Origin of the sequence: Neisseria sp. HMSC067G12, from assembly GCF_001812725.1 — a bacterium.
GTDB classification, from domain to species: domain Bacteria; phylum Pseudomonadota; class Gammaproteobacteria; order Burkholderiales; family Neisseriaceae; genus Neisseria; species Neisseria perflava.
The window spans coordinates 1-13,224 of record NZ_KV810187.1 but is presented as its reverse complement, the minus strand read 5'-3'; the positions used below and the strand labels follow the sequence as shown (position 1 = coordinate 13,224).

The following is a 13,224-nucleotide window of genomic DNA, read 5'->3' as shown; positions in this document are numbered from 1 at the left end:
TGGGATAAATTTTTATGATAATACCATAAAAATATTAAGGGAATTTAAATAACAAAAACCTGCCTTTGAAAAAGCAGGTTTTTTCAGACGGCCTGTGAGCCGTTAAAGATTTTGCAAACGCTCGACAGAAGGCGCGTAGTAGTAAGCACCTGATACGGCTTTAGACAAATATTTCAGCAGTAAGTCGGTTTTGCCGTCTGCATCGCCGAACATATTGAGCAGCTGAACTTCAATATTGTGCAGCGTGTTGCAATAGGAAGTGAACATCAAACCATGTTCGCCGCTGATTTTGCCGAAGGGCAGGCTGCGGCGGACAATTTTCAAGTCAACGCCGTTTTCTTTGACATTGACGCGGCCGAGATGGGAGTCGGGCAGGCGCACGTCTTCGTTGAATTCATCATTGGTTTCTTTGCTGCGGCCTACGCTGGCTTCTTGTTCGGCAGTAGGGACGGCATCCCATTTTTTTAAATCGTGCAGGTATTTTTGCAGCAAAACATAGCTGCCGCCGGTATCGGGCTTGCCTTCGGGAATAATGGCGACATTGCGCACATTGTCATCGCCCTGCGGATTTTCCGTACCATCGACAAAACCGTCCAAGCCGCGGTCTTCATACAGGCGCAGGCCGTGTTCTTCAGTGGATACGCGGATGCTGTCGCCGAATGCGCCTAAAACAGATTGAGCTAAGGCATAGGCGGCTTTTTGCTCGGTGGCTTGAATGTGGATATAGAGATCGTGTTGGGTGGAGGGGGCGAGGCCGTTGCCCAATTCAGGAAAAGGTTTGATTTCGCTGCCTTCGTCAGTATGGCCGAACGATTGCCATGCGCGGCTGCCAAAGGCAATGGTCAAACCCAAAATATCATTTGGAAAACGGGTTTTCAGTTTGGCCAAGGATTCCAAAGAAAGGCGGCAGGCAGATTTGATGTCTTCGTTGCGGCCGTCTGAAATGTCTGCTTCGATAAAAATACCGGCTTGTGCGTGATCAGGAATAATAGCTGATTGAGGGTGGCTCATGATGATTCCTTTCAAAATATTATGGGTTTTTACGCGGGAGATTATACACTGAAAGTTTCAGACGGCCTAAAATCTGCCTTTTGATTTTTTTAGGGCCGGAAAGTCATGTTTGGTAAGATGTTTTTTGTGAGCGTCATTCTGTTGCAAGTGTTTACATTCGGGCTTGGGCGTTCACTGCAATGGCTGTTTGCGCCTTGGATTGGCAAAGTTGGCAGACGTTGGCTAATGGGTATTTCCTATTTCATTACAAACGGCTTGTTGATCGGCTTGCTGCTGGAGTTGGGGCATATGATGTTCCGCGTGGTGGCGTTTTGGATGGTAATCTTGCTGTTTGTGATGTATGCCGCGTTGGTGACATTTATCCTGTATCTTTTGCTGCGCCGTTTTGTGGCACGCCAACCGCTTTCTCGAAGCCTGCGGCTGTTTGCGCCTTTGTTTGTGGCCGGTTTGCTCGGTTTGGGGATGTATAACGCCTATACGCCCGTGGTCCGCCATCAGACTGTATTCATCAATAAGAAAATGGATAAGCCGCTGCATATCGGCGTGGCCAGCGATTTGCACTTGGGGATTTTGTTTGGCGCGCGTCAATTGGACAAGTTGACGGACATCATGAAGCGGGAAAAAGTCGACATAGTGTTGCTGCCGGGCGATTTGATGGACGATACCGTCGATGCCTACCTTAAAGAAAACATGAAACCACATTTGCAGAAGCTGACTGCGCCGATGGGCGTTTATGCCACTTTGGGCAATCATGACTGGTTCCGCGATCAGAAGCGTATCAAACATGAATTGGAAGCTGCAGGCTTGACGGTTTTGGCCAATCAGGTTTTGGAAGTGAATGGTGTGTTGCTGGTAGGGCGGAGCGATGATTTGGATCGCAAGCGTCCTAGTGCGGAGCAGCTTTTAGAAGGTCAAAATACCCGATTACCGGTTTTATTGATGGACCACCGTCCTACTTCAATCGAAACCCATGCCCGGCTGCCGATTGATGTGCAGGTCTCCGGCCATGTCCACAACGGCCAAGTTGCACCTGCCAACCTTATCGTCCGTACGCTTTATCGTCTTGCTTACGGTTATGAGGCGATCGGCAACGGCCATTTCTTCACCACTTCGGGCTACGGCTTCTGGGGCATTCCCTTGCGTTTGGGTTCGCAATCAGAAGTGTGGGTTATTGACATCAAGTCAAAGCATTGAAATAGAAATATAAACTTCAGGCCGTCTGAATTTCAGACGGCCTTTTTTATGAAAATTGGGAAAAAATATTGAAATTGGATTATAATCGATGTTAATAAAATCAGCCACCGATATGAGTGGCATCATAACTAGGGAACTCACTATGGGCATTATTAGTCTTGCACTTATCTTCGTATCAATCGCCGCCGTCTTATTGTATTTCAAACAACAGTTGAAAGACCGCAAAAAAGACTGTCGCGAATCCTTTGTCTCTTTGCGCATTGCGCTCGACTGCCGACATCAGGCCGTCCGTCATGTATTGGATGCATACAGCAAACATCTGCAAGAGCAGGGCATTGCATCGGATCGAAACGTTCAGCAGATGTGTGCCGAAGTCGAAACTGCATTGGCGCAAACTGCCAAAACATTTTCCGAGTCCAAAATCAAACATCTGTGTGAAGCCGAAACAGCATTGAATCATGCGTTGAAAAAATTGCAAACTGCCGTCAACGGTCTTTTGAAACAGTATCCTGATGAGCAATTGGCGGGTTTGATGGAAATGCTGGATGCAGCAGAAGCGGAAGTTGCATCAGCACGCCGTACTTACAACCGCAGAGCCGGAAGTTACAACCATCATTTAAACAAGCTGCCCAACCGCCTTGTCGCCAAGCCATTAGGCTTTGACAAGCAGGCAGGATTGGTTCGTTTCACGGAAAATCAAACGCAACGCATGAGCAGCAATATGTTAGCTTAAAAATTAAGCAGTTTGCTGAATAAGTGATACACAAAAGGCCGTCTGAAATATTAATTTCAGACGGCCTTTTGTTTACTGTTAATGAAAAATACTTAGGCTTTGGCCAATTTATTGGGCAAAGCGGATCAGGCTGTCGGCAAGCTTATCGGCTGCAGTTTCGTAACCTTGTGCAGAGAAGTGAACGCCGTCTTTGGCTGCCAAGCCTTGAGCCATCCAGCTTTTCATGCTGCATGCGCCCCCCATTGCATCTTGCCAAGACCAGAACATGATTTTTTCGTCACGGGCAACGCGTTGCTGCATTTGTTGTACTTCGCTGAGCAAGACCGGACGGTTGCCGCAGCTGCCGTAGGCGGTTTTCAAAGATTCCGGAGCGCCGAGGATCAGGATACCTGCGTTGGGCAGGGTGTTTTTGATTTGACGGATGTAATTGCGCCATGTCCGTTCGGTAGAGGAAATATCGAGATTGCCGGAAAAGGCTTCATTGGTACCGTAGGCAAGGATGATTAAATCGGCTTTGGTTTGTGCCAAATCTTCCCACATACCCGGCCGCCATTTTGACCATTGGGATAACTGCGCGCCGTTGATGCCCATGGCGGAAACGGTTACGCCGCGTCCGGGGCGTTCGATATTAATGAAACCGATTTGCCAAGGCATGCTGCTGCTGAGGGTCATCGGCAGGGAAGCGTTGGTATGCAACAGTTGCCAGCCGTTTTGTGTGGCAGGGATTTCGCGGCCGTTGACGGTCAGGGTTTGCTCTGACCAAACCGGTTTGCCGAAAATGGAGATTTGTTGCATATCCATGCTGCCGTCGGCTGCGCTTAAGGTAACGCTGCCGCCATCGGCGCGTGCTTCAATACCGCCGAAAGAAAAATCGCTGTATGATTTGCGGCTGCTGATGGTGTTCCAACCGCTGCCGTTGTAACGGACGGTTGCCATGCGCTGGCCTTTGACGGTGTTGGGATAAACCCAACCGATGCCGCCGTTGCCCCATTGTTGTTGTAAACGGCGGCGCAGGCGGTCGGTGAAATAGTCGCCGGCGGTGTGGGAGTCGCCGACTTGGATAATGCGGAATTTGCCGTCTGAAGTATGGTTGAGCTGTTGCAGTTTGTTCAGCCAGGCAGGGTGGTTGGAGCCGTAGTTGCTTAACAGGCCGTCATTGGTTGCGCAGGCGGTAATAGGGAGTGCGAGAAGCGTGAGGAGTAAGGTTTTATTAAATTTCATGGTTGTGTATCGTGTGTAAAATTAATTTTTTCCATAATTTTTCCGGCCAATAGTTTTTGGCCTTCTGCGGAAAAGTGAATGCCGTCCTTGCTGCGGTAACGGATGATTTTTCCATCTACTTTGACAGAGTCGGCATATTCTTCTGCGCCATTGCTCAACAGTTTGTCGGTAGGCAACCAAATGGCTTGAGGCGACACCGTACCCGACAGGATTTTGTCGAGGTAGCGCATCTGTTCATTGAGCTTGGCTTTTTTCATGTAAGGAATGCCCAGCCAAATGACTTGGACATCATGTGCGGAGGCTGCATCAAGAATACGGCGGACGCGGTTGAGGTATTCTGCCTCCCATTCGGGGGAGGCGAATTTCAGGTATTTTTTACCCATCGGGAAATCCCAAGGGTCGTTTGGGCCTAAGAATACAACCAAAACGCGGATATCGGGTTCTTTTTGCAAAGTTTGTTCGATGGTTTTCGGCCAGTCGAAGAAATTGGGGTAGGACAAACCGGTACTTTGTTTACTGAGGTTGACCGATTGTACGCCATATTCTTGCTTGAGGTGTTTTTGTACGAAAGGTGCAACGCCCTGCATCAGCGAGTCGCCGGCAAAGAAAACTTTGTTGCCTTTTTTCAATACAACCTGCGTTGCCGACTGATCAGCCTGATTGCTTGGCTCGCTGGCTGTGGTATCTGTATTGTTAGTCGCATCGGAAGCAGCAGAGTCTTTTTGATTGTCGGATACTTCAATGTTTTCCGTATTTTCAGACGGCCTTGTTGCTTCAATGCCAGAGTCTTCCGAAGCCAAAGCGTCTTCCGTTTCCAGTGAAGCTTTCAGGCCGTCTGAAAATTCGTAGGCTTTTTGTTGCCAATCCGCACCGATACGCCACCAAGCGTATTCGGATAAAGGCTCAAGCGGACTGTTCTCATGATAGGTCTGCTGCCAATAGGCATTGATGGAGTTTTGGGCAAACCACGTCAGCGCAACCGCACTGAGCAGAATAGAAACAAACAGGGAGATAAAGCGTTTCATGTTCTGCTCCTTAGAAGTTGGCGTAAATAAAGCCGGGAATGCCGGACGGGGCGAAGATGATAATTAGGGCGAGGATAAGCGTGATGGGAATAAACCACAGCCATGCAGGCAGTTTGTCCAAGCCTTTTACCGATGCTTCAAATAAGCGAAGCAAATACGGGTACAGCGAAAGCATCATCGCAAATGTACCCAGCAACATGAGGTCGGTCGGCAGAGGCGCGTTCCAACCTTTGTCATTGGCAAATAATGCGCTGAACAGCATTTCCGTATCGGCAAGCGTTGCGCTGTTGAACACGACAAAAGCGAAACAAACGAAATGGAAGGTAAACAGCCAGGCGAGCGGTTTGCCGATTTTCAGACGGCCTAAGGCATTGCGGCCGACGATTTTGTCGCCGCAGTTAAGGAATACCAAAGCCGCACCGTGCAGCGCGCCCCAAATCAAAAAGCTCCAGCCGTAGCCATGCCAAATGCCGGAAAGCAACATGGCAATCATCAGATTGAGTTGGGTACGTCCGAAGCCTTTTTTGCTGCCGCCCAAAGGAATATAGATATAGTCGCGAATCCAAGTGGACAGGCTGATGTGCCATCTGTCCCAGAAGTCGCGGATGTTGATGGCGCGAAGCGGCGCGGCAAAGTTTTTCGGCAGCTGGAAGCCGAGCAGCATGGCCAAGCCGATGACTAAATCCGAGTAGCCGGAAAAGTCGAAAAAGAGTTGGAAGGTGTAGCCATAAATCGCAGACAACACGCCCCAGCCGTCGAACTGGGCCGGATTTTCAAAAACAGGCGATACCCAGCCTTCTGCCAATACGCCGGCAAGCCACCACTTTTTGGCAATGCCCAATACAATCAGGCCGACCGCCAAAGCCGGATAAATCAGCTGGCGTGCTTGTTTGGTGCGGATTTGCGCCAATGCGCCCGCTTGTTCGCCGTCTATGCTTTTAAAAGCGGCCGCACGGATAATCGGGCCGGATGTGATGGTGGGGAAGAAGCTCAGATGCAGTAGGAGCTCGTGCCATTCAAAACGGTCTCCTTTAGGCTTGCGGTAGCAATACACTAAGTAAGCCAGCGATTGGAAAGTGTAATAAGACAAGCCCAAGGGCAAAAGGATATCGATGACGGCGCTTTGCCCCGTATATTGCTGAATAATCGGGCGGAAAAAGTCGAAATATTTGAAGAAACACAAAACAGTCAATGCCGCCGAAATACCGCAACCCAGCCAAAATTTGCGGATATTCTCGTTTTCAGAAAACATCAGTACGCTGACCAGGTAAACCACAGACGAGTAAACCAAAATCAGCGCGGCAAAAATAGGGTCGATACGGTAAAGCCAGCCTAGCCCGGCAACCAAAAGTAAAACGTTTTGAACTTGCGGCAAACGCGCAAATGCCCAGTACAAGGGCAAAAATACGATAAAGAATACCGCAAACTCAATAGACAGCAACGGCATGACAATTCCTTGATGTGTTTAAACTTTCAAACTTTTCGATTGATTGTTATTTTTTGGCGTTAAGTTTGGCACGGATGACTTCGACTACCGCAGGTAAAATCGAAATCACGATGATTGCCGCCATGACTAAGCCCAGATTGTTTTTGACGACGGGGATATTGGCGAAGAAGTAGCCTGCATAGGAAAACGACAATACCCACAACACCGCGCCGATAATGTTGTAACGGATAAACGTCGCGTAGTGCATATCGCCCATACCGGCGACAAATGGCGCAAACGTCCGCACAATTGGCACAAAGCGGGCAATGATGATGGTTTTGCCGCCGTGTTTTTCATAGAACGCATGGGTTTTTTCCAAATACGAACGGCGGAAAATTTTGGAATCAGGATTGGCAAACAGTTTTTGTCCAAAATATTTGCCAATCATAAAGTTGGCCGCATCGCCTAGAATGGCGGCCGCTAAGAGCAGCAATACCATGACGTGGATGTTCATGCCGCCGATGGCCGCAATACCGCCGGCAGCAAACAGCAGCGAGTCGCCGGGCAAAAATGGCGTTACGACCAAACCGGTTTCGCAGAAAATCACAACAAACAAAATCGCGTAAATCCACGGGCCGTATTGGGAGGAAAGGTGGACAAGGTGTTGGTCGATATGGAGGATGAAATCAATAAGGGTAGAAATCACTAGGGTTCCCCAAATAAAAAGGCCGTCTGAAAAAGAACAGACAAATGTTTCGGCGAGAAGTTCGACATTGTAAAACCAAAGCGGAATAAAACCAATGCCGTAAGCGCGTCAAGATATGTTTAGAAGTGCAGATATGTTGCAGGTATAGGCTTCAGACGGCCTTTATCCTTGATGGTGGACGGCAAAACAACGTAAAATAAAGCCGATTTCAACCTAACCGGTGCGCCTTTGTGAACCAGCTCATCTTCGATTTTGCCAGCCATGATTATCCCGGCTTCGACAAATTTTTGGGAACAGAAAATGCCGAGCTGGTGTATGTGTTGCAGCACAAACATGGGCAATGTATCTATGTTTGGGGCGAAGAGGGCGCAGGTAAAAGCCATCTCTTGCAGGCATGGGTCGCACAGGCGCTCGATGCCGGACGAAATGCCCTCTATATTGATGCCGCCGCCACGCCGCTGACAGAAGCCGCATTGGATGCGGAATATCTTGCCATTGACCAAATCGAAAAGCTTAATAATGAAGAACAGGCTTTACTGTTTGCCATATTCAACCGCTTCCGCAACAGCGGCAAAGGCTTTTTGCTTTTGAGTTCCGAATATACGCCGCAGCAACTCGTTATCCGCGAAGACCTGCGCACACGCATGGCGTATTGCTTGGTTTACGAAGTCAAACCGCTGACCGACCGGGAAAAAATCGATGCGCTCGTCAGCATGGCTGCCGCCCGTCAGGTAACCATCGATCCGGAAATCTTCGAATACCTGCTGAACCATTGGCGGCGCGATATGGACAGCCTGATGCAAATGCTCGATACCCTCGACAACTACGCCGTTATGATGGGCAAGCGCATTACTTTGCCGCTTTTGCGCCAGCTTTTAAAACAACAGGAAACCCAATGAAAAACCTTGCCATTTTCGACCTCGACAATACCTTGATCAATACCGATTCGGATCACTCCTGGCCGCAATACCTGATTAAAAAAGGTATAGTCGATGCGGCTGAAACCGAGGCGCAAAATGAAAAGTTTTACCAAGACTATCAAAACGGTTGTCTTGATATCGATGCCTTCCTCAAATTCCATCTCGCGCCTTTAGCCCGTTTCAGCAAGGAGGAATTGGCTGAGTTTCATCGCGAGTTTATGGCCGAATATATTGTCCCGTATATTTCTCCGATGCAGCGTATGTTGGTGCAAAGCCATCAAATGGCGGGTGACGAAATGTTGGTTATTTCTTCGACCAACGAATTTATCATTACTCCAATCTGTCATCTTTTCGGCATTCACAACATTATCGGTACACAGCTTGAAATCGGCGAAGACGGCCGATATACCGGCAACTATGTCGGTACGCCCAGCCTGAAAGAAGGCAAAATTACCCGATTGAACCAATGGCTTGCCGAGCGTGGCGAGACATTTGAAAGCTACGGTAAAGTTTATTTTTACAGCGACTCCAAAAACGACTTGCCTTTGTTGCGTATTGTGGACGAACCTGTCGCCGTCAATCCGGATGCCGAGCTGGAAAAAGAAGCCAAAGCAAAAGGTTGGCCGATTTTGAATTTCAAATAACGACGAATCAGGCCGTCTGAAATATTTAACCTAATCACAACCCTAATAAGGACTAAAACATGAAAACGACTAAACTCCTCGCCTCAGCCCTGTTGTTTGCCGCTGTATTCGGTACTGCTCAAGCAGCCGATACCGAAACTCTGGAAGCCATGAAAGCGCAAAACGGCAGCGTTAAAACCGTTTTGATGGATGTCTTCACAACACCTGCCGGCGATGTTGACCGCGTAAATATCATTCAATCCAGCGGCAATCCTGAAATGGACGAACGCGCAGTGAAAAGCGTTTCCAAATATCCTTATCCGAAACGCAAAACCGCATCTAAATACCAACACACTGTTACTTTTGAAACCAATGTTGAAGTAATCAACAACTGATTCGGACGCAAGGCCGTCTGAAAAACAGAAGGCGTTTTGATTGGGAAATTCTCTGTCAAAACGCCGTTTTATTTTTTAAACAAGTATAACCAAAATTGCCGTAAAACCACACGCTCCGGTGCTATACTAAAACAAATAAACCGCTTCATCACACATCATGTCTCCCCGTCCAGTTACCATTACTTCCTACAATATGCACAAAGGCATGTCTGCGCTCAACCGCAAAGTGCAAGTCAACCGCATGGCTGACGCGCTGGGTGCATTGGGTTCGGATGTTTTGTTTTTACAAGAAGTCCAAGGACAACATCTCAACAGAAGCCGCCGTACCGACTTTCCCGATGCACCGCATTACGACATCATCGGCGACAGCCTCGATTATCATCGCAGCTACGGCAAAAATGCCGTCTATCCCAAACGACACCACGGCAACGCCATTCTCAGCCGCCTGCCGCTGAAAACGGAAAACAACCTCAACATCAGCGTTAATAAACTCGAACAACGCGGCCTGTTGCATTGTGAGGTCGTACCCGAAGGTTGGGAAGATCCGCTGGTGTGTCTGTGCGTCCACCTCAATCTGCGCGAGCCAGACCGCCTCAAACAATACCGAGCCATCAGCGACTACGTTGGCCGGTACATTCGTCCGGAAAGCCCTTTGATTATTGCCGGCGATTTTAATGACTGGCGGCAGAAATCAGCGCGTGAGCTGGGCAGTGCATTAGATTTGAACGAAGTATTTGTCGATAATACAGGCAAACGCCCCAAAACCTTCCCTTCGCGCCTGCCCATCCTCAGCCTCGACCGCATTTATACGCGCAATCTTGATGTCATCGATTCTGAAATTCACAACAGTAAAGACTGGCAACATTTGTCAGATCATCTGCCATTGAGTGTAACGGTTAGGCCGCATCGTAAAATGAATATGAAATCAGATAGAAAAATGTAAGGCTGAAATTTTTTAAAGCAAAGTACTATTGGCAATGTATCGAAAGAAAAAGTTTTTTCACTCAGATATTTGAGACAAAAACAGGCCGTCTTAAAAGTTTCAGACGGCCTGTTTAAGTTTATAAAAAAGCGCAAACCTTTTTAAATCAAAAATTTGCGCTTCAAATCTGGTGGAGGCGGGGTCAATCGTACTTTGAACTTAACTTATTGATTTAAATATAATCATGTTCTTGTTTGCGGTAAAAGTTACCCCAAAAGTTACCCCAAAACTTTAAGGTAGGGGCATTTTTTTGGCACTATTTACCCCTTGCTAGATTGTCAGTTTAAGCTGTTTGGGTGGCAGGGGCAAAAATATTTTGTGGCATTTCTGCCAAGCTGTGAAATATGGTCTGATTGTAACACCGGTAATCACGCGCCGTCTTGTGGGCTGGTGCTTGCTTTATTTTCCAGCCGTCCGATATTGCCTTTCGGTCTGCTTTTGTCTGTATCAGTTCTGCCGTTCATTTGCCCGCAAAAGAAAGCGTATATATACAAAAAAACGCAAAAATCGTTTGTTACCTTGTTACCAATGGCTGAAACCCTTGTCATTCGTGGCTTTCGTGGTAACAAAATACATATCTTAACCTTGTTACCATTTGTTACCGCTCCTGTTTTTTTAATGTAACCATATGAATATAAAAGGGTAACAAGTGGTAACAAATCGGTAACAAGTAAATTTATGTTCATTTGTTACCGTTTTTTCTGTGTTTTTATATTTATATTCATATAGTTATAAATGTTAAGTTTTGTGGTAACAAAGGTAACAAGTGATTTTGTCTCGCGCATATGGTTTTATCTTTTCGCGTGTCTTGGTCTCCTTTCCTTTTTATGGGCTCCAAAAATTCAAGGGCTACATTATTACGCGCGTATTAGTATAAAAAAACGTCAGGAAACATAGCTGTAGGCTTATGCTTCATTATTACGCGGGCGCGCATTTGGTCTTTGCTGGAAGCGGGGGGGTATTCATAAGAACACATCTACCTCACTATTACGCGCGCGCGCGTATTGGTGTCGAAATTATTTATCCCTCGTCTGTCTTTGTTGGTCATAGCGGAAACAGGGCGTAATTGCGCTGTAAGCGCGTTTTGTTGATTTGGTAGGGGTAGGTATAGGGAAAGGGTCAAACAGTCCTAATTTTTGAAATTTAGGGGCTTCCTGTCGATTTTATGCTTTCTTGGTTGGTCTGCCTGAATGTTTAGACGTAAAAAAGCCCGCCTGTGTTGGTCATGGCGGGCTTGGTTAGGATTTTGGAATTAACCCCATGTAAATGATTAGTCGTCCAGTTCTATATTTGTAGCTAAAACATGAAACCAGCCGTTACCTTTCCGCTGGTGTTGGTAGCCTCTGTTTTTGTGGTTATATTTCAACAATCCATTATCTACTAATACGCGGCAAACTTTCGCTTCATCGAAACTTTGGGCGATTTCATCGGCAAAGACACGGCGGATTACCCATAATTCCAATTTTTCCCCCTCCTGTTTCCTATATCCTGCATGGTCTTTATTGGTGCTTTTATCGCTCCATTCCATAAACCGCGTGCCTAACGCGTGCTGGGCGATAAAATCTTCTGCCTGCTCAATGATTCGGCGGTCTTCGTGTTTTCCTGCTCCGTTGGCTTCCAGCCATTCATCAAAGCATTTTTTCACGCCTGCCATGCCTACACCTACGGGCAAGCCGGTAACAGGGGCGGCAAGTTCCAAAGCAGCGGCGGCGATAGCAAAGCGTTTCGCTACTCTTCGCGCCTGTCCTGATAATTCGGGAATGGTTGCCATAAATGCGGCCATGCGCTCCGTTGCCTGCTGTTTGGCTTGTTCTAGGTCGTCTAAAAGCTGTTGGATAAATAGTCTTCCTGCCGTTCCGTGATATTTTTCGGCTGATTGGGCGATATGCTCACTCAACAATGCGCCATCTTCAAATCCGTGCAAAGTGTCATAAATGCCGTATTGCGCGGCGGCTCTGATACTAGGCAGGCGGGCGGCTTGTCCTGCGTTCCAATCGCCCTTATTGTGCTTCAAGATGGAATCAGGGGTCTTTTCGCCAGTGGAAAACATCATCACTTTCCAGCGGCTTAAAGCGCGGTTTCCGCCTTGTTTTGCGCCTTGCACTTTGTTGATACCGTTCATAACGCTATAAACAGTATCGCCGATAACGTGCGGGCTTGCCTGTCCTATTTCGTCCAACACCAGCAAGCCATCATTGCGGGCGGCGGCTGTGTTGGAAAAGCCTATTTTCGTGCCGCTCCAAGACAACAGGCTTCCTGATGGTTTGCCCCATACGCTCAAGGCTACTTTTGCGGCTGTGGTTTTGCCGTCTGAAGAATCGCCCATCAAGTGGAAGCCCCCCGATTCTTCGTTTAACAGGGAAAGCAACGGGGCGGCAAATGAAGCTCCCAAAGCAAGGCACAAACGGCTATTTCCTACTGCATATCGGGCTATGTTTTGTTGCCAGTCGGTAAGCTCTCCGTTTGGCTGATATGCCTTTGCTTGGCTGGTGTCGCCGTTGTAGATAATGGCGGGGTCTTTGTCGGTCGCTGTGATGGTTTCCCCGCTGGGCATAATGTAGCTGTCTTCGTGCCAGCCTGCGCGGTCGGTAATGGTAAAGGCTGTCTGGCTTCCCTCTTTCTGCAAATAGTCTGCCAGTTTTCGCCTTTTTGTTGGGTTGCTCTCAATGGATAAGCCGTAAAACCCCAAACGCCCCCAGCATTTCCCATCGGCAATTTCTGCTTGTGGCAGGGCGGCGGTCTTTTGTTGGCGTGTGATTTTGTCTTTAAACTTGATAATCCGATAATACGCGCCGTCATTGTCTTGCCCTGTGCCTATGATGTCGATAGAGTCGGAAAGGAATTGCGGCTCTGATTCGATAATATCGCCGTCTTTGTCGGTTCTAACGTTTACCCACCATACGCCCCGATTGTCGATTTCAAAGTGAGGGCGCGGGCGGAATGGCTCGATATTCTCAAGGTTGTAATCGTTGGTGCTTTCCTGCTTCG

At 47.9% G+C, this 13,224-nt stretch carries 12 protein-coding genes; 6 read left to right on the top strand and 6 right to left on the bottom strand.

The annotated features are described in order from the left end of the window. Nucleotides 1-102: 102 nt before the first annotated feature. Nucleotides 103-1,011, bottom strand: coding sequence for a Dyp-type peroxidase (locus tag HMPREF2871_RS02605; RefSeq protein WP_049343964.1), 909 nt, complete (start codon nucleotides 1,009-1,011; stop codon nucleotides 103-105). 105 nt (nucleotides 1,012-1,116) lie between these two features. On the opposite strand from HMPREF2871_RS02605, the gene HMPREF2871_RS02600 reads away from it, so the two are divergent. Continuing rightward, nucleotides 1,117-2,205 carry a metallophosphoesterase gene (locus tag HMPREF2871_RS02600; protein ID WP_049343963.1) on the top strand — a complete coding sequence of 363 codons (1,089 nt, stop codon included), beginning with the start codon at nucleotides 1,117-1,119 and terminating at the stop codon, nucleotides 2,203-2,205. A gap of 142 nt (nucleotides 2,206-2,347) precedes the next feature. Then, nucleotides 2,348-2,938: a LemA family protein gene (locus tag HMPREF2871_RS02595; protein ID WP_039862166.1), complete on the top strand. Its 591-nt coding sequence runs from the start codon at nucleotides 2,348-2,350 to the stop codon at nucleotides 2,936-2,938. A 108-nt stretch (nucleotides 2,939-3,046) separates the two neighbouring features. On the opposite strand, the gene HMPREF2871_RS02590 is transcribed toward HMPREF2871_RS02595, so the two are convergent. The 4 genes from HMPREF2871_RS02590 to HMPREF2871_RS02575 are packed head-to-tail and all read right to left on the bottom strand — an operon-like array spanning nucleotide 3,047 to nucleotide 7,316. Then, nucleotides 3,047-4,159 (bottom strand): SGNH/GDSL hydrolase family protein, encoded by a 1,113-nt coding sequence (locus HMPREF2871_RS02590; RefSeq protein ID WP_004519876.1) that lies wholly within the window; start codon nucleotides 4,157-4,159, stop codon nucleotides 3,047-3,049. Beyond that, nucleotides 4,156-5,184: a peptidoglycan O-acetyltransferase PatB gene (patB, locus tag HMPREF2871_RS02585; protein WP_004519875.1), complete on the bottom strand. Its 1,029-nt coding sequence runs from the start codon at nucleotides 5,182-5,184 to the stop codon at nucleotides 4,156-4,158. Before patB ends, HMPREF2871_RS02590 begins: the two co-directional genes overlap by 4 nt. A 10-nt stretch (nucleotides 5,185-5,194) precedes the next feature. Beyond that, on the bottom strand, nucleotides 5,195-6,631 hold the full coding sequence (locus HMPREF2871_RS02580; protein WP_049336334.1) for an MBOAT family O-acyltransferase: 1,437 nt from the start codon (nucleotides 6,629-6,631) through the stop codon (nucleotides 5,195-5,197). 46 nt (nucleotides 6,632-6,677) lie between these two features. Beyond that, a complete protein-coding gene (locus HMPREF2871_RS02575) occupies nucleotides 6,678-7,316 on the bottom strand; it encodes a DedA family protein (protein ID WP_004519872.1) in 639 nt (212 codons plus the stop codon). A gap of 230 nt (nucleotides 7,317-7,546) precedes the next feature. Between HMPREF2871_RS02575 and hda the strand changes: the two genes are divergently transcribed. The 4 genes from hda to HMPREF2871_RS02555 all read left to right on the top strand — a co-directional run bounded on the left by hda (nucleotide 7,547) and on the right by HMPREF2871_RS02555 (nucleotide 10,197). Beyond that, nucleotides 7,547-8,215, top strand: coding sequence for a DnaA regulatory inactivator Hda (gene hda / locus HMPREF2871_RS02570; RefSeq protein WP_004519871.1), 669 nt, complete (start codon nucleotides 7,547-7,549; stop codon nucleotides 8,213-8,215). Then, complete coding sequence (locus tag HMPREF2871_RS02565; RefSeq protein ID WP_004519869.1) at nucleotides 8,212-8,880, top strand: histidinol-phosphatase; 669 nt, start codon at nucleotides 8,212-8,214, stop codon at nucleotides 8,878-8,880. Before hda ends, HMPREF2871_RS02565 begins: the two co-directional genes overlap by 4 nt. A 59-nt stretch (nucleotides 8,881-8,939) precedes the next feature. Beyond that, a complete protein-coding gene (locus tag HMPREF2871_RS02560) occupies nucleotides 8,940-9,254 on the top strand; it encodes a TonB family protein (protein ID WP_004519868.1) in 315 nt (104 codons plus the stop codon). Between the two features lie 157 nt (nucleotides 9,255-9,411). Next, on the top strand, nucleotides 9,412-10,197 hold the full coding sequence (locus HMPREF2871_RS02555; protein ID WP_039862165.1) for an endonuclease/exonuclease/phosphatase family protein: 786 nt from the start codon (nucleotides 9,412-9,414) through the stop codon (nucleotides 10,195-10,197). 1,309 nt (nucleotides 10,198-11,506) lie between these two features. Here the strand turns inward: HMPREF2871_RS02555 and HMPREF2871_RS02545 are convergent. After that, nucleotides 11,507-13,224: DUF927 domain-containing protein (locus HMPREF2871_RS02545; protein WP_283116862.1), on the bottom strand; the 1,718-nt coding region annotated here is incomplete at its 5' end.